This window comes from Pseudomonas sp. GW822-FHT04C11, from assembly GCF_058800905.1.
The window spans coordinates 64,192-87,336 of the sequence record NZ_JBXAMS010000012.1; the positions used below are offsets into that span (position 1 = coordinate 64,192).

At 59.3% G+C, this 23,145-nt stretch carries 23 protein-coding genes; all 23 read left to right on the forward strand.

Annotated elements, in window-relative coordinates; all coding sequences use genetic code 11:
- Positions 1-30 precede the first annotated feature (30 nt).
- Positions 31-651, forward strand: coding sequence for a pseudaminic acid biosynthesis-associated methylase (locus tag AC1RJ3_RS19460; RefSeq protein ID WP_103315598.1), 621 nt, complete (start codon positions 31-33; stop codon positions 649-651).
- Positions 648-1,355, forward strand: coding sequence for a pseudaminic acid cytidylyltransferase (gene pseF, locus AC1RJ3_RS19465; protein WP_347929323.1), 708 nt, complete (start codon positions 648-650; stop codon positions 1,353-1,355). Before AC1RJ3_RS19460 ends, pseF begins: the two co-directional genes overlap by 4 nt.
- Positions 1,352-2,848, forward strand: coding sequence for a UDP-2,4-diacetamido-2,4,6-trideoxy-beta-L-altropyranose hydrolase (gene pseG / locus AC1RJ3_RS19470; protein ID WP_493079997.1), 1,497 nt, complete (start codon positions 1,352-1,354; stop codon positions 2,846-2,848). Before pseF ends, pseG begins: the two co-directional genes overlap by 4 nt.
- 1 nt (position 2,849) lies before the next feature.
- A complete protein-coding gene (gene pseI / locus AC1RJ3_RS19475; protein ID WP_493079999.1) occupies positions 2,850-3,902 on the forward strand; it encodes a pseudaminic acid synthase in 1,053 nt (350 codons plus the stop codon).
- Between the two features lie 226 nt (positions 3,903-4,128).
- Positions 4,129-5,055, forward strand: coding sequence for a ketoacyl-ACP synthase III (locus AC1RJ3_RS19480; protein ID WP_103315602.1), 927 nt, complete (start codon positions 4,129-4,131; stop codon positions 5,053-5,055).
- 82 nt (positions 5,056-5,137) lie between these two features.
- Complete coding sequence (locus tag AC1RJ3_RS19485) at positions 5,138-6,430, forward strand: motility associated factor glycosyltransferase family protein (RefSeq protein ID WP_493080001.1); 1,293 nt, start codon at positions 5,138-5,140, stop codon at positions 6,428-6,430.
- A complete protein-coding gene (locus AC1RJ3_RS19490; protein ID WP_103315604.1) occupies positions 6,427-6,699 on the forward strand; it encodes a hypothetical protein in 273 nt (90 codons plus the stop codon). Before AC1RJ3_RS19485 ends, AC1RJ3_RS19490 begins: the two co-directional genes overlap by 4 nt.
- A 247-nt stretch (positions 6,700-6,946) precedes the next feature.
- Entirely contained in the window at positions 6,947-7,798 is an 852-nt protein-coding gene (locus AC1RJ3_RS19495; protein WP_103315605.1) for a flagellin domain-containing protein, read from the forward strand.
- Between the two features lie 73 nt (positions 7,799-7,871).
- Positions 7,872-8,234 (forward strand): flagellar protein FlaG, encoded by a 363-nt coding sequence (locus AC1RJ3_RS19500; RefSeq protein WP_347929329.1) that lies wholly within the window; start codon positions 7,872-7,874, stop codon positions 8,232-8,234.
- A gap of 83 nt (positions 8,235-8,317) precedes the next feature.
- Entirely contained in the window at positions 8,318-9,766 is a 1,449-nt protein-coding gene (fliD, locus tag AC1RJ3_RS19505) for a flagellar filament capping protein FliD (RefSeq protein WP_347929330.1), read from the forward strand.
- Between the two features lie 129 nt (positions 9,767-9,895).
- Entirely contained in the window at positions 9,896-10,291 is a 396-nt protein-coding gene (fliS, locus tag AC1RJ3_RS19510) for a flagellar export chaperone FliS (RefSeq protein ID WP_347929331.1), read from the forward strand.
- A 10-nt stretch (positions 10,292-10,301) separates the two neighbouring features.
- Positions 10,302-10,598 (forward strand): flagellar protein FliT, encoded by a 297-nt coding sequence (gene fliT / locus AC1RJ3_RS19515; protein ID WP_103315609.1) that lies wholly within the window; start codon positions 10,302-10,304, stop codon positions 10,596-10,598.
- 170 nt (positions 10,599-10,768) lie between these two features.
- On the forward strand, positions 10,769-12,244 hold the full coding sequence (locus AC1RJ3_RS19520) for a sigma-54 dependent transcriptional regulator (protein WP_103315610.1): 1,476 nt from the start codon (positions 10,769-10,771) through the stop codon (positions 12,242-12,244).
- 128 nt (positions 12,245-12,372) lie between these two features.
- Positions 12,373-13,572 (forward strand): sensor histidine kinase, encoded by a 1,200-nt coding sequence (locus AC1RJ3_RS19525; RefSeq protein ID WP_493080005.1) that lies wholly within the window; start codon positions 12,373-12,375, stop codon positions 13,570-13,572.
- The gene (locus AC1RJ3_RS19530) at positions 13,572-14,972 is read left to right on the forward strand and encodes a sigma-54-dependent transcriptional regulator (protein ID WP_493080007.1); all 1,401 of its coding nucleotides are present in this window, start codon (positions 13,572-13,574) and stop codon (positions 14,970-14,972) included. Before AC1RJ3_RS19525 ends, AC1RJ3_RS19530 begins: the two co-directional genes overlap by 1 nt.
- Positions 14,973-15,278: 306 nt before the next feature.
- Positions 15,279-15,608 carry a flagellar hook-basal body complex protein FliE gene (gene fliE / locus AC1RJ3_RS19535; RefSeq protein ID WP_019692392.1) on the forward strand — a complete coding sequence of 110 codons (330 nt, stop codon included), beginning with the start codon at positions 15,279-15,281 and terminating at the stop codon, positions 15,606-15,608.
- A gap of 15 nt (positions 15,609-15,623) precedes the next feature.
- Positions 15,624-17,411 carry a flagellar basal-body MS-ring/collar protein FliF gene (fliF, locus tag AC1RJ3_RS19540; protein ID WP_054596284.1) on the forward strand — a complete coding sequence of 596 codons (1,788 nt, stop codon included), beginning with the start codon at positions 15,624-15,626 and terminating at the stop codon, positions 17,409-17,411.
- Positions 17,404-18,423 (forward strand): flagellar motor switch protein FliG, encoded by a 1,020-nt coding sequence (fliG, locus tag AC1RJ3_RS19545; protein ID WP_019692390.1) that lies wholly within the window; start codon positions 17,404-17,406, stop codon positions 18,421-18,423. The genes fliF and fliG overlap by 8 nt, the downstream gene beginning before the upstream one ends.
- Positions 18,424-18,427: 4 nt before the next feature.
- Positions 18,428-19,237: a flagellar assembly protein FliH gene (gene fliH / locus AC1RJ3_RS19550; protein WP_347929333.1), complete on the forward strand. Its 810-nt coding sequence runs from the start codon at positions 18,428-18,430 to the stop codon at positions 19,235-19,237.
- Positions 19,227-20,585 carry a flagellar protein export ATPase FliI gene (gene fliI / locus AC1RJ3_RS19555; RefSeq protein WP_347929334.1) on the forward strand — a complete coding sequence of 453 codons (1,359 nt, stop codon included), beginning with the start codon at positions 19,227-19,229 and terminating at the stop codon, positions 20,583-20,585. The genes fliH and fliI overlap by 11 nt, the downstream gene beginning before the upstream one ends.
- 6 nt (positions 20,586-20,591) lie before the next feature.
- Positions 20,592-21,041, forward strand: coding sequence for a flagellar export protein FliJ (fliJ, locus tag AC1RJ3_RS19560; protein ID WP_054596287.1), 450 nt, complete (start codon positions 20,592-20,594; stop codon positions 21,039-21,041).
- Positions 21,042-21,118: 77 nt separating this feature from the next.
- Positions 21,119-21,427, forward strand: coding sequence for an STAS domain-containing protein (locus tag AC1RJ3_RS19565; protein WP_103315616.1), 309 nt, complete (start codon positions 21,119-21,121; stop codon positions 21,425-21,427).
- A gap of 5 nt (positions 21,428-21,432) precedes the next feature.
- Positions 21,433-23,139, forward strand: coding sequence for an ATP-binding SpoIIE family protein phosphatase (locus AC1RJ3_RS19570; protein WP_493080012.1), 1,707 nt, complete (start codon positions 21,433-21,435; stop codon positions 23,137-23,139).
- The last annotated feature ends 6 nt before the right edge of the window (positions 23,140-23,145 follow it).

The window sequence follows — 23,145 nt, forward strand, 5'->3', positions numbered from 1 at the left end:
TGCTGCCATGGCGGCGAATGGGAATGTGTGATGCGCGAACTCAGTGAGCAGGAAAAATTCTGGCAAGGCGATTTCGGTAACCAGTACATCGACCGCAACGTCGGCCAGCCGTTGGTGGCGGCCAACCTGGCCTTGTTTGCCAAGGCTCTGACCCGGGCCGGGCGTATCGAAAGCCTGGTGGAGCTTGGCACCAATGCCGGCAATAACCTGCAGGCGCTGCGTCAGTTGTTGCCGCAGAGCGAGCTGTTTGGCGTGGAGATCAATGCCAGCGCGTGCGCCCAGGCGCAGGCGCTGGGGATTGCGCAGATCTGGCACGGTTCGTTGTTCGATTTTCCCCTCGAACGCACCTTCGACCTGACCCTGAGCAAAGGCGTGCTGATTCACCTGGCACCGCAGCTGCTGCCAGCGGCCTATGCGCAGCTGTATGAACTGAGTCGGCGCTACATCCTGATCGCCGAGTACTACAACCCGGCGCCGGTCGAGGTGTCGTATCGCGGTAACAGCGGCAAGCTGTTCAAGCGCGATTTTGCCGGTGAAATGCTTGATCGCTATGATGACTTGCAACTGCTGGATTACGGGTTTGGTTACCACCGCGACCCGCAATTTCCGGTGGACGATGTCACCTGGTTTCTTCTGGAAAAACGCCGTTGAGCAACGTCGCCATCATCCCGGCCCGCGGTGGCAGCAAACGCATACCGCGCAAGAACCTCAAGCCGTTCGACGGCGTGCCGATGATTGTCCGTTCGATCAAAACCGCTCTCGATTCGGGGTTGTTCGCCCAGGTGCTGGTCAGCACTGACGATGATGAAATCGCCGACCTGGCCCGCGCCAGTGGTGCGCAGGTACCGTTTATGCGCCCGGCGGCGCTGGCTGATGACTTCACCGGCACCGCGGCGGTGATTGTCCATGCACTGGAAGAACTGCATCGACAGGGCAGTGACTTTGATTACGCCTGTTGCATTTACGCCACCGCGCCTCTGCTGCAAACGCGGTTTCTGCAACAGGGTTTGCAGCGGCTGGAACTGCACCCGGACAAGTCGTTCGCGTTCTCGGTGTGCGACTTCGGTTTTCCGGTGCAGCGTGCCCTGACCCTTGACGATCAGGGCGCCTTGAGCGCGTTGTACCCGGAATTTCGTAATACGCGCTCCCAGGATTTGCCGCCGGCCTATCAGGACGCCGGGCAGTTCTATTGGGGCCGCAGCAGTGCCTGGTTGCGCGGCGATGTGTTGTATTCAACCCGGAGTTTGCCGGTGATCCTGCCGCGCTATCTGGTGCAAGACATCGACACCCTCGAAGACTGGAAGCGCGCCGAGTACCTGTACGCTGCACTGAAGGCTGGCGGTGAATTGCAATGAGAGTGCTGATCCGTGCCGACGCCTCGCCGACCATTGGCAGCGGCCACATCGCCCGCTGCCTGACCCTGGCCAGAGCCTTGCGCCGGATGGGCGCGCACGTGGCGTTCGCCTGTCGACGGTTGCCTGGGCATCGGCTCGACAGTCTCGCCGCTGAAGGCTTTGAAACCTTCGCGCTGCCGGAGCGCTATCCCGACGAAGACCCGCTGCAAGCCATCGAGAGCCTGCTGCCGTGGCAGGCGGACATCGCCGCGCTGGGACAAGTGCTAGAGCAGCAGGCGGCTTTCGACTGGATCATTGCCGACCATTACGGCCTCGATCACCACTGGCAGACCGCCGCCCGCCGTTGGGCGCCACGGATCGGCGCAGTGGATGATCTGGCGACGCGCACCTATAGCGTCGATCTGTTGCTCAACCAGAATCTTTCCGGCACGCCAGAGGCCTATGCTTCGCTGCTTGCCCCCGGATGCCAGACATTGCTTGGCCCGCGCTTCGCCATGTTGCGCGATGAATTCTGCTGTCCGGCGATTGAAATCAAACCTCGGGCCAAACGCGTATTGGTGAACTTCGGGGGCTTCGATGCGGCGAAGCAGACTCACCATGCAATGCTCGCGTTGAGCGATTTCCCTGAGCTGCAAGTCGACTTCGTCGCCGGTGCCGACAACCCGGCGTGGGAGCAGATGCAGGTGCTGGCGGCCAGTCGCCCGAACTGGCGTTTGCAGCGTTTTGTCAGCGATTTTTACCGGCTGATGACCGAAGCCGACCTGTTTGTCGGTGCCGGTGGCGGCACCAGTTGGGAGCGGGCGGCCATGGGGCTGCCGACGATTTGCATTGCGGTGTCGAATAATCAGCAGGCCAATGGCGAGGTCATGGCGACTTCGGGCGCCCATGTGTTCCTGGGCGCGCGGGAGCAGGTCAGCGTCGAGCAACTGCGCCAGGCCATCGGTTTTGTCACAGGTAATCAGGGCCTGCGCCAGAGTCTGGCCGAACGCTCCCGGCAACTGGTCGATGGCCGTGGTGCGCAACGGGTCGCGGCGGCGCTGGTCGGTGCGGTGCTGCCGGTGCGCAAGGCAACGCAGAATGATGCGCGCCTGTTGTTCGAGGGCCGTAATGCCGAGGCGGTACGGCGCTGGTCGCAGGACAACTGCAGCATCGACTGGCAAGCACACCAGGTTTGGCTGGCCGCGAGTTTGAGCAATGAGCAGTGCTTGCTGTTGATTGCCGAGGCCGGTGATGGCCCGGTTGGCGTGTTGCGCTACGACCTTGATGGGGTGAGCGCCGAAGTCTCGATTTATTTGTTCGAAGGTCGTTTCGGCCTGGGCTGGGGCAGGGCGCTGCTGGCCCGTGGCGAAGCCTTCGTGACGGCCCATTGGCCGCAAGTACGCACCATCACCGCGCAGGTGTTGCCTGCCAACCGGCCGTCGCTGAGTCTGTTTCGCGAAGCCGGATTTACCCAGAGCGCTTGCGTGTTCACGCGCGTATTGAAGGAACACTGACATGACTAGCTTCAAGATTGGCGACCGGATGATCGGTGCCGATGCGCCGCCATTCATCATCGCCGAGATGAGCGGCAACCATAATCAGTCGCTGGAAGTTGCGTTGCAGATCGTCGAGGCTGCGGCCAGGGCCGGCGCGCATGCCTTGAAATTACAAACCTACACCGCCGAGACCATGACCCTGGACCTGGATCAAGGTGAGTTTTTCATCAAGGACCCCAATAGCCTGTGGGCCGGCACTTCGTTGTATGCACTGTATGAGAAGGCGCATACGCCGTGGGAATGGCACGCGCCGATCTTTGCCCGAGCCAAAGAGTTGGGCATGCTGGCGTTCTCGACGCCGTTCGATGACACCGCCGTGGATTTTCTCGAAGGTCTCGATGTGCCGGCCTACAAGATCGCCAGTTTCGAGAACACTGACCTGCCGTTGATTCGTCGAGTCGCCGCCACTGGCAAGCCACTGATCATTTCCACCGGCATGGCCAGCATTGCCGAGCTGGATGAAACCGTGCGTGCGGCACGTGCGGCCGGCTGCAAGGACCTGGTGCTGCTCAAATGCACCAGCACCTACCCGGCCACGCCGGCCAACAGCAATGTGCGAACCATCCCGCACCTGCGCGAGCTGTTTGGTTGCGAAGTGGGGCTGTCCGATCATTCGATGGGCGTCGGGGTCTCGGTGGCGGCGGTGGCCCTTGGGGCAACGGTGGTGGAAAAACACTTCACCCTGGACCGGGCTGCCGGAGGCGTCGACGCGAGTTTCTCGCTGGAGCCGGCCGAGCTGGCCAGCCTGGTGGTCGAGACCGAGCGCGCCTGGCAGGCCATGGGCCGGGTGCATTATGGCGTCACCGACGCCGAGCAAAAGTCGCTGGTGTACCGTCGTTCGCTGTACGTTGCCCAGGACATGGCCGCCGGTGAGGTGTTCACGTCACAGAACCTGCGAGCCATTCGCCCGGGGTTGGGACTGGCACCCAAACACGCTGAAAGCATTATCGGACGACGTGCACGCGGGCCTTTAAAGCGCGGCACAGCGCTGGCCTGGTCGCTGATCGAATGAGCGCTTGTGCGGCTGATTGCGCAAAATAGCGTGACCTGTGAGTCATAACGGGCATCTTCACTGTATTGTATTGATCGGAAAGATGGCGCCTGGCCGGTAATCGGCTCAGTGATAGCCCTTTAGGCTTTCCGTGGTTGCCCGTTGCGGGCAACGCAAAATCTATGTGTCGGCGCCCCTCGATTCGTGCGAACGGGGGTATTCAGCTGTTTATTATTGGGAAGCCGTAATGATTGGCATAAAGAGCATTGCGAGCTACGTACCTGTAGCCGGCGTGGACAATTACGCACAAGGTGCAAAATTCGAAAAGGATGAGGAATTCATCCTGGGCAAGATCGGTTCCGCTTTCCTGCCGCGTAAAGACGCCGGGCAGGAAACTTCGGACCTGTGTGTCGAAGCGGTCAATACGTTGTTTGCCAACAACCCGGCGCTCAAGCGCGAATCGATTGACGTGCTGATCGTCGTCACTCAGAACGGCGACGAAGAAGGTCTGCCGCACACCGCTGCGATCGTTCAGGACAAACTTGGCCTGCCCACCACCGTTGCCGCTTTCGATATCTCCCTGGGCTGCTCCGGCTACGTGTACGGCATCTACGCGATCAAGGGCTTCATGGAAGCCGCAGGCCTGAAGAACGGCCTGTTGGTGACCGCCGACCCTTACTCGAAAATCGTCGACCCCGAAGACCGCAACACCACCATGCTGTTCGGTGATGCCGCCACCGCGACCTGGATGGGCGAAGATGCTCCGTGGCAGTTGGGCAAGGCCAAGTTCGGCACCGACGGTTCTGGTGCACCGCACCTGAAAGTCACTGACGGAGTGTTCTTCATGAACGGTCGTCAAGTGTTCAACTTTGCATTGCTGAAAGTCCCGGCGCATTTGCACGAGCTGCTCGACGAGTCCGGTCTGCACGCCGACGATATCGATGCGTTCTGCATTCACCAAGGCAGTGCGGCGATTGTTGACGCCGTGGCGCGGCGTTTTGAAGGTGATCCGGAGAAATTCATCAAGGACATGGTCGAGACCGGTAATACCGTGTCTTCGAGCATTCCGTTGTTGCTGGAAAAACACGTACTTGACGCCAAATGGAAGCGCGTTGCGCTGAGCGGTTTTGGTGTGGGGCTCTCGTGGGGTTCGGCGATTATTTATCGCCCATGAGCTAGATCCTGTGGCATAAAAAATAGCGTTCAAGGTGTAACCTTGAACGCTATTTTTTTGCCTGAATGAATATCGAGGCCGCATGAGCGACAGCGTTGAAGACAATTTCCAGGTGATAGAGCGTCGCTGGCCGGCGCTGCATGTACGGTTGATGACTGAAGACAGTGCGGCGGTTCAGGTTGAGCTGGTGGAAGGTTTGGGGTCGACCCTGAGCATTGCCGGTATCCAGCTCACCAGTCGCCATGACCGTACGCGTGAAGCGCGGTTGCAAGCGGCCAGTCTGCCGCCGGCAAGCGAGGTGGTGCATGTCTACGGTACAGGGCTGGGTGACTTGCAGTCAGTACTGCTTGAAAACGCCGAGCTTCAGCGTTTGTACGTGCATATCCTCAATGGCGCGATTTTCTCGTTGACGTTGCAGTTGCTCGATCAGCGGCAGTGGTTGAGTGATCCTCGGGTCGAGTTGATCTATGCCGGCGACTTGTCGGACATCCACCTGCCGTTTTTTGCATTACCGTCCGAGATGCTGCTGGCAGATGATTTCAATGCCAAGATTCGGGATCGGCTGATCAGCGAAGTGCACCTTACCTTCAATAACCGTGAGTTCGATCCGCAGTCTCCAGCGATCATTGAGCGGCTGGAGGAGAGTCGTGAGCTCGTCGGCAGCGATCGCGATGTGGCCGAGTTGTTCGCGACGTGTACCGGTCGGGAAGTCTATGTGATCGGCACAGGGCCAAGCCTTGAGCAGCATTTCGATCAGCTCCGGGCGATACGCGAGCGTGATCAGCGGCCGTTGTTCATCAGTGTCGATACGGCGTACCGCCCATTGCGCGAGCACGGCATCCGGCCGGATCTGGTGGTCAGTATCGACCGACGCATCAGCTTCAGGCACTTGCCGCCCGAGGACACCGGCAACATCCCTTTGGTGTACCTGCCAATGAGCGACCCGCAGGTATTGAAGGCCTGGCAGGGCACGCGTTATGTCGGGTATTCCGCCAGTCCGGTCTATGCCGCTATTCGCCAACAGATCAGCAAGGCTGAACTGTATGTCGGTGGCAGCGTGATCCATCCGGCAGTGGATCTGGCGGTGAAGATGGGCGCGGACCGGATTACCCTGTTCGGTGCCGACTTTGCGTTCCCGATGAACAAAACCCATGCCGGCTGGAACGATGGTGATCTGGGGCCGGGGGTGAACCAGGCCAAGCACTGGGTGCTTGATGGGTATGGGGTGCGGGTCAGGACGCAGTTGAACTTTCGCAGTTATCTGTGTGAACTGGAGCGCTACATCGCCGGGCATCCGCAGGTGCGCTTTTTTAACAGCAGCCGGGCAGGGGCGATGATCGTGGGAACGACGTTCAATCAGGAGTTCGTGCAATGAGCGAGCTTGCACAATGTGTCATCGATTGTCGGCAGTGCGCCGGGTTGTTTCGTCTCGGGCGCGACGTCGAGGCTGCGCTGACCATGGTCGATGTGTTCGATAAGGTGCAGGACCTGCTTTGTCAGGCCCCTGAAGATATCCAGTTGCAATGGGCGCAATTGCTCATGTCGATGCTGGCCTCCCAGGAAGCGCAGGACTGGCTGGGGTTGGCCGACACCATGGAGTATGAATTGATCGACTTGCTGGACGCGATTCACGCTCACCTCTGAACCGTTTTTGCCGGCCAGGCGATCTCCTCGCTCTTCTGTCGCCGGCATTTCCCTGACGTCATTTTTCTCTCGTGGGTCTCGTGCAGGCCTTTGTTTTCGCGGGGGTGGCAGTGTGATGGCATTTTTTTTCAAAAAAGCCCTCAAGCAACCTGCAATCGCGACGATAACTACTACGAAGGTTCTCTAGGCCACACCCGGCGGTTGCCAGGGCCGGAAGCCGCAGTACCCAACCAACGAGGAACTCACCATGTCTTTAGGCGTAAACACTAACGTCGCTTCTCTGTCTGTTCAGAAGAACCTGAACAATGCCGCTAACGCGCTGCAGACCTCCATGACTCGCCTGTCTTCCGGCCTGAAAATCAACAGCGCCAAAGACGACGCTGCTGGCCTGCAGATCGCTACTCGTATGAGCAGCCAGATCCGCGGTCAGACCGTAGCTATCAAAAACGCCAACGACGGCATCTCGATGGCTCAGACTGCTGAAGGCGCTCTGCAAGAGACCACCAACATTCTGCAACGTATGCGTGAACTGGCTCTCCAGGCACGTAACGGCACCAACGGCACTGCTGACCAGTCCGCGACCAACGCGGAATTCACTCAGATGTCCGACGAGCTGACCCGTATTTCCCAGGCCACCAACCTGAACGGCAAAAACCTGCTGGACGGTTCCGCCGGCAGCATGACCCTGCAAGTGGGCTCCAACACCGGTACTGCCAACCAGATCACTCTGACCCTGAGCACCAAGTTCGACGCCGTCAGCCTGTCGGTAGGTAGCGGTACTACTGTTCTGACCGGTGCTACCAGTGCTACTGCTGCTACCAACATCGACGGTGCAATCACCGCAATCGATGCTGCAATCGCCTCTGTTGGTGCTGTTCGTGCAAACCTGGGTGCTTCGCAAAACCGTCTGACCAGCACCATCTCCAACCTGCAGAACGTCAACGAAAACGCCACCGCTGCACTGGGTCGCGTACAAGACACCGACTTCGCAGCAGAAACTGCTCAGCTGACCAAGCAGCAAACCCTGCAGCAAGCTTCCACCTCGGTTCTGGCTCAAGCCAACCAACTGCCTTCCGCTGTACTGAAGCTGCTTCAGTAATTTCGGAATGAGTTTTGGCGAGGGAGTGTGCTGGTCGCGCTCTCTCGCCTTTTTACGTTAAGAGGTGATGGATATGGACATGAGCGTGAAGCTGAACTTGTCTTACCCGACTGCTCAGCCGGCAAGTACGACGGTCGATAAAACGGCTGCAGCACCTCGTAGCAGCAGTGACAGCGTTCAGGCTGTGGCTGGAAGTAAGGGCGCGGACGCGGACGCGCAGAAGTTGAAACTGGCCGTGCAAGAGATCGAGAAGTTCGTACAGTCGATCAAGCGTAACCTGGAGTTCTCTATCGATGAGGCTTCCGGCAGGGTGGTCGTGAAGGTGATTGCCACCGAATCAGGTGAAGTGGTGCGACAAATCCCTTCCGAAGAAGCGTTGAAGCTGGCGGACAGTTTGAATACGGCGAGCAACGTACTGTTCGACGCAAAAGCCTGACAACTGGCATGAATAGTGGTTGCACGTTCATTTGACGACTTGAGTGGTCAAAAGACTGGCGACAGACAGAAAGGGAGAAGCACATGGCAAGTCCAATTTTACCGGGTACAGGGCTGGGTTCCGGCCTGGATATCGGTTCGATCGTTACAGCTTTGGTCAACAGCGACAAGTCGGCCAAGCAGACTCAGATCACCACTCAAGGCACGCTCAACACCTCGAAAATTTCCGGTGTGGGTTCGCTCAAAAGTGCCTTGGCCGCTTATCAGGCTGCCATGGACAAGCTCAATAGCTCGACAAGTCCTGCGTTTGGCGGGTTTGCGGCTACCTCGTCGACGCCGGCGACCTTGACCGTGACTTCTGATAACACTGCGGTCAACGGTACTTACAGCATTAATGTGAAGAATCTGGCTACCGGTTCCAAAGTTGCCAGTGCTTCATTTGCAGGCGGTGCTAGCAGTGCCATTCCGAGTGGTACTTTGAATATCAGTCAAAATGGCACTGCCTACAACGTCACTATCCCGTCCGGTGCGACGCTGCAGTCCACTCGCGACGCGATCAACACCACGCTGACGGCTAAAGGCATCACGGCCAACATCGTCACCGACAGCAGTGGTTCGCGTCTGGTGCTCGGGTCGACTACTACCGGCAAGGGTTCGGACCTTACTGTCAGTGGTATTGCCGGTCTGGAAATCGACGGCACCAAGATGATGGGGACTATCCCTGATCCTTCGTCGACCACCGGGGGGACGCTGCCTGATCCCGCCAGTGCCGGTACTATCGGCGCGCTGGCCGCTGATGCGAGCCTGACGATTGATGGTCTGGCAGTCACCAGCAAAACCAATACCGTCAATCAGGCGGTGGGTGGCTTGAGCATGACGTTGGTTGCGCCGGGTACTTCGACGGTAACCGTGGCCACCAACACCACCGGTTTGCAGACGGCGGTGCAGTCGTTTGTCGACGCCTATAACACGCTGGTGAAAACGGTTACCTCGCTGACCCAGGCCTCGGCCGATGCCAATGGCAAGCTGACCGTCTCTGCTGCGCTGACCGGTGACTCGGTGCCTCGTTCAATAATTGCCGATATTCGCAATCAGTTGGTGACTCCTGGGCCGGGAGGGCAATTGGCGGTGCTATCGCAATTGGGCATCACGACCGATCAGAAACTCGGCACGCTGAACTTTGACTCCACCAAGTTCACCGCTGCGATGACTACCCAGGGCTTGAGTAGCCAGGTTCAAACACTCTTTACCGGTACCAACAGCACCAATGGCCTGCTGGCCCGGATGGGTGCGGCGATCAAGCCTTACTTGCAGACCAATGGCATTCTTGATCAGCGCACCGCCAGCCTGAACAAGCAGAAAAGCGATCTGGCCAATCAGCAGGTGGCGTTGGACTTGCGCGTTACCACGCTGACCGCGACGTTGACTGCCAAGTACAATGCCATGGACTTGTTGGTCGGGCAGATGAAGGCGACGTCGACCAGTATCACCTCGTTCTTCACCTCCTTGAACGCACAGAAGTCCGGCGGCTAATCTTGAGCCAGCGCCAAAAACCCGGCTGCGTTTTTAACGCGCCGGGTTTTTGCCTTTTGAATTTAAAGTTTTTTGACTCGTAGACGATACATTGGTTATACGAGCCCTTGAGTTGTGATGAGGTAGAGCATGAATCCGATGTTAGCCCTTCGGCAATATCAGAAAATTGGAGCACAGGCCCAAACCTCCGAAGCCAGTCCGCACCGATTGGTGCAGATGTTGATGGAAGGTGGGCTGGATCGTATTGCTCAGGCCAAAGGCGCCATGGAGCGCAAGGATATTCCGGGCAAAGGTGTATTCATCAGCAAGGCCATCGGCATCATCGGCGGCCTGCGTGAAGGTCTGGACCTTGAGAACAAGGCGGATGAAGTAGGCGAGCTGGATAATCTTTACGTCTACATGATGAAGCGTCTGGCGGAGGCTAATATCAACAGCGATCCGAAGATCCTCGACGAAGTCGCCAGTTTGCTGGGGACGATCAAGGAAGGCTGGGACGCCATCGCAGCGCCAGGTCCGCAGTTTTAAGGAGATCACCATGAGTCTTGTACTGCAGCGTATCGAACAAACCCGTGAAGCCCTGGTCGATGCACTGGCCGAGCGTAACTGGGAAGCTATCGGTCAACTTGACCTGGATTGCCGTTCCTGCATGGAAGACGTCTTGAGTGAGGCTTCGCTGGATGAGGTGGCGTTACGCGATAATCTCGAGGAGCTGCTGGGGGTTTATCGGCAGTTGCTGGAGGCTGCGACGGGAGAGCGTCAGGCAATATTCGATGAGATGTCGCAGATCCATCAAGCACAGAGCGCGGCAAAGGTTTACCATCTGTTCGGTTAATCCTCAGTTAATCCGATCGTAGTGCGTCATAAATTTGACTGTGTACGGTTTTTTGACTTAACTAGTGGCTGTTTGAAGATTTCAGGCGTCTATCAGGCTTAACGTGCCTGCAAGCGTCTAGCTTGCCCACTTATTTCGGGCATTGAGTTGACTAGGGAAGTTGCTATTGCATGTGGCGTGAAACCAAAATTCTGCTGATTGATGACGATAGCGTCCGCCGCCGCGACCTGGCGGTGATTTTAAATTTTCTTGGCGAAGAAAATTTACCCTGCGGTAGCCATGATTGGCAGCAGGCTGTCGGCTCTTTGTCATCAAGTCGTGAAGTTATTTGCGTCCTTATCGGGACGGTAAATGCTCCTGGCTCACTTCCGGGCCTGTTAAAGACACTGGCTACCTGGGATGAGTTCCTTCCGGTTTTGTTAATGGGCGATAATTCTTCCATTGACCTGCCGGAAGACCAGCGTCGCCGGGTGCTTTCCACACTGGAAATGCCGCCCAGCTACAGCAAGTTGCTCGACTCCCTGCACCGCGCCCAGGTTTATCGCGAGATGTACGACCAGGCCCGCGAGCGCGGTCGTCACCGTGAGCCCAATCTGTTTCGTAGCCTTGTCGGCACCAGCCGGGCAATTCAGCACGTTCGCCAGATGATGCAGCAAGTGGCCGACACCGATGCCAGCGTGCTGATCCTCGGTGAGTCCGGTACGGGCAAGGAAGTGGTCGCGCGCAACCTGCACTATCACTCCAAGCGGCGTGACGCGCCGTTCGTTCCGGTCAACTGTGGTGCGATCCCGGCCGAGCTGCTGGAAAGCGAACTGTTCGGCCATGAGAAGGGCGCCTTTACCGGGGCCATCACCAGCCGTGCCGGGCGTTTTGAGCTGGCCAACGGTGGTACGCTGTTTCTCGACGAGATCGGCGACATGCCATTGCCGATGCAGGTCAAGCTGTTGCGAGTATTGCAGGAGCGCACCTTCGAGCGCGTGGGGAGCAACAAGACCCAGAGCGTCGACGTGCGAATCATTGCCGCGACCCACAAAAATCTCGAAAGCATGATCGAGGTCGGCAGCTTCCGTGAGGATCTGTACTACCGCCTCAATGTTTTCCCGATCGAGATGGCGCCGCTGCGTGAGCGTGTTGAAGATATTCCGTTGCTGATGAACGAGTTGATCTCGCGCATGGAGCACGAGAAGCGCGGTTCCATTCGCTTCAACTCGGCAGCGATCATGTCGCTGTGCCGTCATGGCTGGCCGGGCAACGTCCGTGAGCTGGCCAACCTGGTCGAGCGCATGGCGATCATGCACCCGTACGGCGTGATCGGTGTGGTCGAGTTGCCGAAGAAATTCCGTTATGTCGATGACGAAGACGAGCAACTGGTCGATAGCTTGCGCAGCGATCTTGAAGAGCGGGTAGCCATCAATGGCCATACCCCGGACTTCAGCGCTAACGCCATGCTGCCGCCAGAAGGGCTGGATCTCAAGGACTACCTCGGTGGTCTGGAGCAAGGCCTGATTCAGCAGGCGCTGGATGATGCCAACGGCATCGTGGCGCGTGCTGCCGAACGCCTGCGCATTCGTCGTACCACCCTGGTCGAGAAGATGCGCAAGTACGGCATGAGCCGTCGCGAAGGTGATGAACAGGCGGATGATTGACGCCTGTTTTTCAACTCACTGAATAATGGGCGGTTTTTTTTAGGCACGGGTATTGCTACGTCCCTCGCAACGTTCCGTTTAACTGACGGTCAGCCAAGCGAGAGAGCACGATGCCCCACGCCGCCCAAATGTCCCCTGTCTCCGAAGTCTCGGGGCAATCGTCCTCTGTAGAGCAGGCAAGTCGGCTTGGCCTTGAGCAGGCGTTCGCGCTGTTCAGTCAGATGTCGAGCCAACTGACCGATTCCTACAGCATGCTTGAGGCTCGGGTCACCGAGCTCAAGGGCGAACTGGCAGTGGTCAGTGCTCAGCGCATGCAAGAGCTGGCCGAAAAAGAACGCCTGGCCAACCGGCTGCAAAACCTTCTCGACTTGTTGCCGGGTGGCGTCATCGTCATCGATGCCCAGGGGATGGTGCGCGAAGCCAATCCGGCGGCCTGCGAGCTGCTGGGTCTACCGCTTGAAGGAGAGTTGTGGCGTCATGTGATTGCCCGCTGCTTTGCTCCACGCGAAGACGATGGTCATGAAATTTCCCTGAAGGATGGTCGACGCCTGTCGATTTCCACGCGCTCGCTGGATGCCGAACCGGGCCAGTTGGTGCTGCTTAACGACCTGACCGAAACCCGGCACCTGCAGGACCAATTGGCTCGCCATGAGCGCTTGTCGTCCCTCGGCCGGATGGTCGCTTCACTGGCGCATCAGATTCGCACGCCGCTGTCCGCAGCATTGCTGTATGCCAGTCATTTGACTGAGCAAGAGTTGCCGGTCGCTACCCAGCAACGGTTTGCCGGACGTTTGAAAGAGCGCCTGCATGAGCTTGAGCATCAGGTGCGGGACATGCTGGTGTTCGCTCGCGGCGAACTGCCGTTGACTGATCGCCTGACACCCGGGGCACTCCTGCAATCGCTGCAAGCGGCGGCATTGACGCATGTCCAGGATTATCCGGTGCGCTGGCAGTGCGACAGTCATGCCGGAGAATTGCTGTGTAATCGCGACACGCTGGTCGGCGCGCTGCTGAACCTGATTGAAAATGCGATTCAGGCCAGTGCTGGCGATGTCCGTCTGAAGGTCCATCTATACACCCGTGAAAGCACCCTTCGGCTGTGCGTCAGCGATAACGGCGGCGGTATCGACCCCACTGTGCTGGCGCGCCTGGGTGAGCCGTTTTTTACGACTAAAACCACCGGTACCGGCCTTGGCCTGACCGTAGTCAAGGCAGTGGCCCGTGCTCATCAGGGAGAATTGCAACTGCGCTCGCGGCCGGGCCGCGGCACGTGTGCGGTGGTGGTCTTGCCGTTGTTCTCCAGCGCTCAAGGAGTGGAAAGAGGCTGATGGCAATCAAGGTTTTACTGGTCGAAGATGACCGCTCTCTGCGCGAAGCATTGACGGATACGCTGCTGCTGGCCGGTCACGACTACACCGCAGTGGGCTCGGCCGAAGATGCGCTGCAAGCCGTGGCGAGCGAGTCATTCAATCTGGTGGTCAGTGACGTCAACATGCCGGGCATGGATGGTCACCAGTTGTTGGGGTTGTTGCGAATTCGTCAGCCGCAGTTGCCGGTCTTGCTGATGACCGCCCATGGCGCGGTCGAGCGCGCCGTCGATGCGATGCGTCAGGGGGCGGCAGACTATCTGGTCAAGCCGTTCGAGCCCAAGGCGCTACTGGATCTGGTGTCGCGCCATGCCCTGGGGTGCCTCGGTGCTGCAGAGGGCGAAGGTCCGGTGGCGTTCGAGCCGGCCAGTGCGCAGTTGCTTGAGCTGGCAGCCCGTGTGGCGCGCAGTGATTCGACGGTGTTGATCTCGGGAGAGTCGGGCACCGGCAAAGAGGTGCTGGCGCGTTACATCCACCAGCACTCGCATCGCGCCAGTCAGCCGTTCATTGCGATCAATTGTGCGGCGATCCCGGACAACATGCTCGAGGCGACCTTGTTCGGGCATGAGAAAGGCTCGTTCACCGGCGCTATTGCGGCTCAGGCCGGCAAGTTCGAGCAGGCCGATGGCGGGACCATTCTGCTCGATGAAATTTCCGAAATGCCCTTGGGGCTTCAGGCCAAGCTGCTGCGCGTGTTGCAGGAGCGTGAAGTCGAGCGCGTGGGTGCACGCAAGCCGATTGCGCTGGATATCCGGGTGGTCGCAACCACGAACCGCGATCTGGCGGGCGAAGTGGCGGCGGGGCGCTTTCGCGAAGATCTTTACTATCGCCTGTCGGTGTTTCCGCTGGCCTGGCGTCCGTTGCGTGAGCGCACCGCCGATATCTTGCCGCTGGCCGAGCGTCTGCTGGCCAAGCACGTCAATAAAATGAAGCATGCCGCTGCCAGGCTGTCGCCGGAAGCTCAGGCTTGCCTGATCGGTTATCCGTGGCCGGGCAACGTACGTGAGTTGGACAACGCCATTCAACGGGCGCTGATTTTGCAACAGGGTGGTTTGATTCAGCCGCAGGACTTTTGCCTTGCGGGGCCGGTCGCTTGCGCGCCACTGCCAGCATTGACACCGGTTCCAATGTCGTCACGCATGCTCGAAGTCGAGGCACCGCAAGGCGATTCAGCGGGCGCGCTGGGCGATGACCTGCGGCGTCGCGAGTTTCAGATGATTATCGATACCTTGCGTTCCGAGCGCGGGCGGCGTAAGGAGGCGGCCGAGCGCCTGGGTATCAGCCCGCGGACCTTGCGCTACAAGCTGGCGCAAATGCGCGATGCGGGAATGGACGTCGAAGGTTACTTGTTTGCGACCTGACCCGTATCTGTAGCAGCTGTCGAGCTTGCGAGGCGGCGTTCGAGGCGGGCCGCGTTCGGACGGAGTCCTCGCAAATCCTGCATACGCGGTTTACCTGGAAGAACGTGCCGCCTGATTTTACGACCGCTCCGTCTGGATGCGGCCCAGACCGAACGCAGCCTCGCGGGCTCGGCAGCTGCTACAGGGGCGGTGATCGGTGTCGGACTTTTATGAAGTGTCGCCATGGAGCTGGCACCCTTGTTGCTAACACCACTCTATCCGCCGAGTGAGTGTCAAAAAATTGCGGGTCGTCAGAGAGAGTAGACCATGAGCCAAGGTATTGAATTTAATCGCTTGATGTTGGACATGCGGTCCATGCAAATGGACGCCATGGCTCAGCCGAAAGCGGCGGTCGCGGTGCCGGAAATGGGCGGTAGCAGCTTTTCCGACATGCTCGGTCAGGCCGTCAACAAGGTCAACGACACCCAACAGGCTTCGAACCAACTGGCCAATGCTTTCGAAATTGGCAAAAGTGGCGTCGACCTGACAGATGTAATGATTTCCTCGCAAAAGGCCAGCGTATCTTTCCAGGCGTTGACCCAAGTGCGTAACAAGCTGGTTCAGGCATACCAAGACATCATGCAGATGCCGGTTTAAGGACGAGATTGAGTCATGGCAGAAGCAGTCGCCGATAACGTTCCGGCCAAGGTCACGCCAGCAGACGGCAAACCGCCGTTGTTTGGTCTGTCCTTCCTGGAAAACCTCTCCGAGATGACCATGCTGCGTCAGGTAGGCCTGTTGGTTGGCCTGGCTGCGAGCGTGGCGATTGGTTTTGCCGTGGTGCTGTGGTCGCAGCAACCCGACTATCGGCCGCTGTACGGCAGCCTTGCCGGTATGGACGCCAAGCAGGTCATGGAAACCCTGGCCGCTGCCGACATTCCCTATACCGTTGAACCCAACTCCGGTGCCTTGCTGGTCAAGGCCGATGATGTGGCGCGCGCGCGACTCAAGCTCGCCGCTGCTGGTGTCACTCCCAGCGACGGCAACATCGGTTTTGAAATCCTCGACAAAGACCAGGGCCTGGGGACCAGTCAGTTCATGGAGGCGACCCGTTATCGTCGCGGCCTTGAGGGTGAACTGGCGCGGACCATTTCCAGCCTGAACAACGTCAAGGGCGCCCGAGTGCACCTGGCGATTCCGAAAAGCTCGGTATTCGTGCGTGATGAACGCAAGCCCAGCGCATCGGTGCTGGTCGAGCTTTACTCAGGCCGTTCGCTGGAACCGGGCCAGGTCATGGCCATCATCAACCTGGTGTCGACCGCCGTTCCTGAGTTGAGCAAGTCGCAGATCACCGTCGTCGACCAGAAGGGCACCTTGCTCTCCGATCAGGCGGAAAACTCCGAACTGACCATGGCCGGCAAGCAATTCGATTACAGCCGCCGCATGGAAAGCATGCTCACACAGCGTGTGCACAATATTCTGCAGCCAGTGCTGGGTAACGATCGCTACAAGGCTGAAGTCTCCGCCGACGTGGATTTCAGTGCAGTCGAGTCGACTTCGGAGCAGTTCAATCCGGATCAGCCGGCCCTGCGCAGCGAGCAATCGACGTCCGAGCAGCGCACCGCCAGCAACGGCCCGCAAGGCGTTCCCGGTGCGCTGAGCAACCAGCCGCCATCGCCGGCTTCAGCACCACAAACCACCGGTGGATCGAGCGCTTCCGCGGGCATGGTGCAGCCAGGTCAGCCGCTGCTGGATGCCAACGGCCAGCAAATCATGGACCCGGCAACCGGTCAGCCGATGCTGGCACCGTACCCGGCGGACAAGCGTCAACAATCCACCAAGAACTTCGAGCTCGACCGTTCCATCAGTCACACCAAGCAACAGCAGGGCCGTTTGAATCGCCTGTCGGTTGCGGTCGTTGTGGATGATCAGGTCAAGGTCAATGCGGCCAACGGTGAAACTACCCGCGCGCCGTGGAGCACCGATGAATTGGCACGCTTCACACGTCTGGTGCAGGACGCCGTCGGTTTTGATGCCAGCCGTGGTGACAGCGTCAGCGTGATCAACGTGCCGTTCTCGGCCGAGCGTGGCGAAGTCATCGCTGACATTCCGTTCTACTCGCAGCCCTGGTTCTGGGATGTGGTGAAACAGGTTCTCGGCGTGTTGTTCATCCTGGTGCTGGTGTTCGGCGTGCTGCGTCCAGTGCTCAACAACATTACCGGCGGCGGTAAAGGCAAGCAATTGGCAGGTCTTGGCAGCGATGTCGAGCTCGGTGGCATGGGCGGCCTGGACGGCGAACTGGCCAACGACCGCGTCAGCCTAGGTGGTCCGCAAAGTATTCTGCTGCCTAGCCCGAGCGAAGGCTATGACGCACAGTTGAACGCAATCAAGAGCCTGGTGGCCGAAGATCCGGGTCGTGTGGCTCAGGTCGTGAAAGAGTGGATTAACGCAGATGAGTGATAACCGAGCCGCTATCGCCAAACTCAGCCGGGTCGACAAAGCCGCGATTCTGCTGCTGTCCCTGGGTTCAACCGATGCTGCGCAAGTGCTGCGCCACATGGGGCCCAAAGAGGTCCAGCGTGTGGGTGTGGCCATGGCGCAAATGGGTAACGTGCACCGCGAGCAGGTCGAGCAGGTGATGAGCGAGTTCGTCGACATCGTCGGCGATCAGACCAGCCTCGGCGTCGGCTCAGATGACTATGTGCGCAAGATGCTCACCCAGGCGCTGGGCGAAGACAAGGCCAACGGCCTTATCGACCGTATCCTGCTGGGTGGCAACACCAGCGGCCTGGACAGCCTGAAGTGGATGGAACCGCGTGCCGTGGCGGACGTGATCCGTTACGAGCACCCGCAGATCCAGGCCATCGTCGTGGCGTATCTCGATCCGGATCAGGCCGGCGAAGTACTCGGTAACTTCGACCATAAAGTACGCCTCGATATTATTTTGCGCGTGTCTTCGCTGAACACCGTACAGCCTGCCGCGCTGAAAGAACTCAACCAGATTCTCGAGAAGCAATTCTCCGGCAACTCCAACGCCGCGCGCACCACCCTGGGTGGTATCAAGCGTGCAGCCGACATCATGAACTTCCTCGACAGCTCGATCGAAGGCCAGCTGATGGACTCGATCCGCGAAGTCGACGAAGACCTGTCCGGTCAGATCGAAGACCTCATGTTCGTGTTCAATAACCTGTCCGACGTCGACGACCGCGGAATTCAGGCGTTGCTGCGCGAAGTCTCCTCGGATGTGCTGGTGCTGGCCCTCAAGGGCTCGGACGAAGGCGTCAAGGAAAAGATCTTCAAGAACATGTCCAAGCGGGCGGCCGAATTGCTCCGCGACGACCTGGAGGCCAAGGGCCCGGTACGCGTCAGCGACGTCGAAACCGCACAGAAAGAAATCCTCACCATTGCCCGCCGTATGGCCGAAGCCGGAGAAATCGTTCTCGGCGGCAAGGGCGGCGAGGAAATGATTTAACGCCATGGCATCCAAGAGTGATGAGTCGCCCACCGACCTGATTCGTGCGCGTGATGTTCGCGGTTTTGATACCTGGTCGTTGCCCAGCTTCGACCCGCACGTCCCGGAGCCTGAACCCGAGCCTGAGCCCGAGCCGCCGGAGATGGAAGAAGTGCCGCTGGAGGAAGTCCAGCCACTGACCCTCGAAGAGCTCGAAAGCATTCGTCAGGAAGCCTACAACGAAGGCTTCGCTACCGGTGAGCGAGAAGGTTTTCACAGCACCACGCTCAAGGTTCGTCAGGAAGCTGACGTGGCCCTGAGCGCAAAGCTCGCCAGCCTTGAATTGCTGATGGGCAATCTGTTCGAACCAATTGCCGAGCAAGATACGCAGATCGAGAAATCTCTGGTCGGGCTGGTCCAGCACGTTGCCAGGCAGGTGATTCAGCGCGAGCTGGCCATCGACTCGACGCAAATCGAACACGTCATGCGCGAAGCCCTGAAATTGCTGCCGCTAGGCGTCGGGAATGTGCGTCTGTACATCAACCCGCAGGACTTCGAGCAGGTCAAGGCATTGCGTGAGCGCCATGAGGAGACCTGGCGCATCGTCGAAGACGAAGCCATGTTGCCGGGCGGATGCCGGGTCGAGACCGAGCACAGCCGTATCGACGCGACCGTAGAAACCCGTATCACGCAGATCATGGCCAAGCTGTTCGATCAATTGCACGATCAGGCGCTGCATCCGGCCGAGGCGGATTTGACGCTGGAGCTACCCGTCAGCGAAAAGCCGTCTGCCGCAGCACTTGAGCCAGAGCCGGAAATCGCTGATGCGCCTTGATCGCACCAGCTTCGGCAAGCGCCTGAGCACTTATGCACAGGCCACCGAGTTGCCCGGCCAACCGATCCTCGAAGGACGCTTGCTGCGCATGGTCGGCCTGACGCTTGAAGCCGAGGGCCTGCGCGCCGCCATGGGCAGCCGTTGCATGGTGATCAACGACGACAGTTATCACCCGGTACAGGTCGAAGCCGAAGTCATGGGTTTCTCTGGCAACAAGGTGTTTCTGATGCCGGTCGGCAGTGTCGCCGGCATCGCCCCGGGCGCCAGGGTGGTGCCCTTGGCCGATGCCGGGCGCTTGCCGATGGGCATGAGCATGCTCGGGCGGGTACTGGATGGCGCCGGCCGTGCGCTGGACGGCAAGGGCGGAATGAAAGCCGAAGACTGGGTGCCGATGGATGGTCCCACCATCAACCCGCTCAAGCGCGACCCCATCAGCCAGCCGCTGGACGTGGGTATTCGCTCCATCAACGGATTATTGACGGTCGGTCGCGGTCAGCGCCTCGGCCTCTTCGCCGGCACCGGCGTCGGCAAGAGTGTGTTGCTGGGCATGATGACCCGCTTCACCGAAGCCGACATCATCGTGGTCGGGCTGATCGGCGAGCGGGGTCGCGAGGTCAAGGAATTCATCGAGCACATCCTCGGTGAGGAGGGGCTCAAGCGTTCCGTGGTGGTGGCGTCGCCTGCGGACGATGCGCCGCTGATGCGTCTGCGCGCCGCGATGTACTGCACGCGAATCGCCGAGTATTTCCGCGACAAGGGCAAGAACGTCCTGTTGCTGATGGATTCGCTGACCCGTTTTGCTCAGGCGCAACGGGAAATCGCCCTGGCCATCGGTGAGCCACCGGCGACCAAGGGTTATCCGCCATCGGTATTCGCCAAACTGCCGAAACTGGTGGAGCGTGCCGGTAATGCCGAGGCGGGCGGCGGTTCGATCACCGCATTTTATACGGTGTTGTCCGAAGGTGACGACCAGCAGGATCCGATCGCCGATGCCGCTCGAGGCGTACTCGACGGGCACATCGTCCTGTCGCGTCGCTTGGCGGAAGAGGGGCATTACCCGGCGATCGACATTGAAGCGTCCATCAGTCGGGTCATGCCATCGGTGGTCAGCCCAGACCACATGACCCGTGCGCAGTACTTCAAGCAGCTCTGGTCGCGTTATCAGCAAAGCCGCGACCTGATCAGCGTCGGCGCCTATGTAGCGGGCGGCGACCGGGAAACCGATCTGGCGATCTCGTTGCAGCCGCAGTTGGCCAAGTACTTGCGTCAGGGCCTGAACGACAGCATCAACCTGGGCGAGAGCGAGGCATACCTTGCCTCGATCTTTGCCCCGGCGGCTGGCGGCTAACACCTCATGGCCCAGAGCCGGTCGGCGCGCCTGGCGCCCGTGGTCGATATGGCTGAAAAGGCTGAAAAGACCGCTGCCCAGCGCCTGGGGCACTTTCAGGGCCAGGTGCGATTGGCCGAAAGCAAGCTCGCCGACCTCGAAAGCTTCCGCCTCGAGTACCAGGAACAATGGATCGTACGCGGCAGCAGTGGCGTCTCGGGGCAATGGTTGCTGGGGTATCAGGGCTTTCTCGCGCAACTCGGCACCGCGATCGATCAGCAGCGCCAAAGCCTGGCCTGGCACCAGAACAACCTGAACAAGGCACGTGACACCTGGCAGCAGGCGTTTGCCCGGGTTGAAGGGCTGCGCAAGCTGGTGCAGCGTTACATTGATGAGGCTCGCCAACTCGAAGACCGGCGTGAGCAGAAACTGCTCGATGAGCTTTCCCAGCGTTTGCCGCGCCACGACCCGTATTGAGCGATCTTTTGACCTTGCTCATGCTCCCGGCAAGTGCTAAACCTTCTACACGTTGCCAATGACAGGGAAGCCGCAGCATGTCAGTCGTTACAGAAGTATCGCCGGATGGGCAAAAACTCACGATTTCGGTCAAGGGGCGGTTCGATTTCGCCAAGCATCAGGAGTTTCGCGAGTCCTACGAGCGCCCCGACGGGCAAATGCCAAACTCGGTGGTGGTCGACTTGAAGGACGCGACCTACCTCGACAGCTCGGCGTTGGGTATGTTGCTGCTGTTGCGTGATCACGCTGGCGGAGACAATTCCGATATTCGCGTGGTCAACAGCAGTTCCGATGTGAAGAAAATCCTCGCCATCTCCAACTTCGACAAGCTGTTCGACATCAGTTGACCGTCATGTCGACGCTGCCCGAGCCGCTGACCGTGCTGATCGCAGAAGACAGCGCGGCCGATCGCTTGTTGCTGTCGAGTATCGTCCGTCGTCAGGGGCATGAGGTGTTGGCTGCGGCCAACGGCGCCGAGGCGGTTGAGCTGTACCAGCAGCAGCGTCCGCAACTGGTGTTGATGGACGCGATGATGCCGGTGATGGACGGTTTCGAAGCGGCGCGACAGATCAAGCAGCTGGCTGGCGAAACGCTGGTGCCGATCATCTTCCTGACCTCGCTGACGGAAAGCGAAGCCTTGGCGCGTTGCCTGGAGGCGGGTGGCGACGACTTTCTGGCAAAACCTTATAACCAGGTGATCCTCAGCGCCAAGATCAAGGCGATGGATCGTTTGCGGCGCCTGCAGGCGACGGTCCTGGAGCAGCGCGATCTGATCGCCAGGCACCATGAGTACCTGCTCAATGAGCAGCGGGTGGCCAAGGCGGTATTCGACAAGGTCGCTCACTCCGGCTGCCTGAGCGCTCCCAATATCCGTTATTCACAATCCCCCTATGCACTGTTCAACGGCGACCTGTTGCTGGCGGCATATACGCCTGCCGGTGACATGCATGTGCTGTTGGGGGATTTCACCGGTCATGGCCTGCCGGCAGCAGTCGGCGCCATGCCGCTGGCGGAAGTGTTCTACGGTATGACCGCCAAGGGTTACGGCCTGTCGGAAATGCTGTGCGAGATGAACGCCAAGCTCAAGCGTATCCTGCCGGTGGATATGTTCTGTTGCGCGACCCTGTTGTGCCTGAGTTTTCAGCGTCGTTCGGTGGAGGTCTGGAACGGCGGTATGCCGGATGGTTATCTGCATGATATCGCCAACGACAAGCGCACCGTATTGCCGGCGCGGCATCTGCCGCTGGGAGTGTTGAGTGCGCAAGCCTTTGATGATCGCACCGAGGTGTTGCCGATGGCCCTCGGCGACCGGGTATTCCTGTTGTCGGACGGCGTGATCGATACCTGTGATGCCAACGACCAGTTATTTGGTGTCGAGCGGTTGCAGCAGGTGTTTGCCGACAATCGCCAGCCAGACCGATTGTTCGAGGAGATCGAACAGGCGCTGCGGGATTTCCGTGGCGAGGCGCGTGACGATGTCAGCATGCTCGAGGTTCGCCTGCTCGAAGCCTCGCAACTCACGCCGCCAGCCATGGTGTATTCCGACAGCAGTGTGTCTTGCCCGCTGGATTGGTCGGTGAGTTTTGAGTTTCGTGCAGACTCGCTCAGGCGCTTCAATCCGTTGCCTTATATGATGCAATTGTTGCTTGAGGTGCATGGGTTGCGGGCGCAAAGCGGGGCGCTTTACAGTGTGCTGGCCGAGCTCTATTCCAATGCACTGGAGCATGGTGTACTGGGCCTGGATTCGAGTATCAAGCGCGATGCCTCCGGGTTTGCGCGGTATTACGAGCAGCGCAATGCGCGTCTGGAAGCGCTTGAGGATGGCTACCTGCGGGTGCATATGCAGCTGTCGCCGCAAGGTGCGGGAGGCTGTCTGGTGGTGGAAGTCGAAGACAGTGGTGCAGGGTTCGACGTAGAGCGGGTCATGACTCGACCTGTCGACAGCGGCCGCTTGTCGGGTCGCGGTGTGAGTCTGATTCGTCAGTTGAGTCACAGTGCCAGTTGGTCGGACAATGGCCGACGTGCCCGCGTGGAGTTTTCCTGGGAGGCTCAGGCATAATCCGCG

Coding starts and splice junctions, on each gene's coding strand:
- AC1RJ3_RS19490 (WP_103315604.1), top strand. CDS start 6,427: ATGAGCGAGCTTGCACAATGTGTCATCGATTGTCGGCAGTGCGCCGGG.
- fliH (WP_347929333.1), top strand. CDS start 18,428: ATGGCATCCAAGAGTGATGAGTCGCCCACCGACCTGATTCGTGCGCGT.
- fliT (WP_103315609.1), top strand. CDS start 10,302: ATGAGTCTTGTACTGCAGCGTATCGAACAAACCCGTGAAGCCCTGGTC.
- AC1RJ3_RS19460 (WP_103315598.1), top strand. CDS start 31: ATGCGCGAACTCAGTGAGCAGGAAAAATTCTGGCAAGGCGATTTCGGT.
- AC1RJ3_RS19500 (WP_347929329.1), top strand. CDS start 7,872: ATGGACATGAGCGTGAAGCTGAACTTGTCTTACCCGACTGCTCAGCCG.
- fliD (WP_347929330.1), top strand. CDS start 8,318: ATGGCAAGTCCAATTTTACCGGGTACAGGGCTGGGTTCCGGCCTGGAT.
- pseG (WP_493079997.1), top strand. CDS start 1,352: ATGAGAGTGCTGATCCGTGCCGACGCCTCGCCGACCATTGGCAGCGGC.
- AC1RJ3_RS19565 (WP_103315616.1), top strand. CDS start 21,119: ATGTCAGTCGTTACAGAAGTATCGCCGGATGGGCAAAAACTCACGATT.
- pseI (WP_493079999.1), top strand. CDS start 2,850: ATGACTAGCTTCAAGATTGGCGACCGGATGATCGGTGCCGATGCGCCG.
- AC1RJ3_RS19570 (WP_493080012.1), top strand. CDS start 21,433: ATGTCGACGCTGCCCGAGCCGCTGACCGTGCTGATCGCAGAAGACAGC.
- fliF (WP_054596284.1), top strand. CDS start 15,624: ATGGCAGAAGCAGTCGCCGATAACGTTCCGGCCAAGGTCACGCCAGCA.
- AC1RJ3_RS19525 (WP_493080005.1), top strand. CDS start 12,373: ATGTCCCCTGTCTCCGAAGTCTCGGGGCAATCGTCCTCTGTAGAGCAG.
- AC1RJ3_RS19485 (WP_493080001.1), top strand. CDS start 5,138: ATGAGCGACAGCGTTGAAGACAATTTCCAGGTGATAGAGCGTCGCTGG.
- fliG (WP_019692390.1), top strand. CDS start 17,404: ATGAGTGATAACCGAGCCGCTATCGCCAAACTCAGCCGGGTCGACAAA.
- AC1RJ3_RS19495 (WP_103315605.1), top strand. CDS start 6,947: ATGTCTTTAGGCGTAAACACTAACGTCGCTTCTCTGTCTGTTCAGAAG.
- fliJ (WP_054596287.1), top strand. CDS start 20,592: ATGGCCCAGAGCCGGTCGGCGCGCCTGGCGCCCGTGGTCGATATGGCT.
- AC1RJ3_RS19530 (WP_493080007.1), top strand. CDS start 13,572: ATGGCAATCAAGGTTTTACTGGTCGAAGATGACCGCTCTCTGCGCGAA.
- AC1RJ3_RS19520 (WP_103315610.1), top strand. CDS start 10,769: ATGTGGCGTGAAACCAAAATTCTGCTGATTGATGACGATAGCGTCCGC.
- AC1RJ3_RS19480 (WP_103315602.1), top strand. CDS start 4,129: ATGATTGGCATAAAGAGCATTGCGAGCTACGTACCTGTAGCCGGCGTG.
- fliE (WP_019692392.1), top strand. CDS start 15,279: ATGAGCCAAGGTATTGAATTTAATCGCTTGATGTTGGACATGCGGTCC.
- fliI (WP_347929334.1), top strand. CDS start 19,227: ATGCGCCTTGATCGCACCAGCTTCGGCAAGCGCCTGAGCACTTATGCA.
- fliS (WP_347929331.1), top strand. CDS start 9,896: ATGAATCCGATGTTAGCCCTTCGGCAATATCAGAAAATTGGAGCACAG.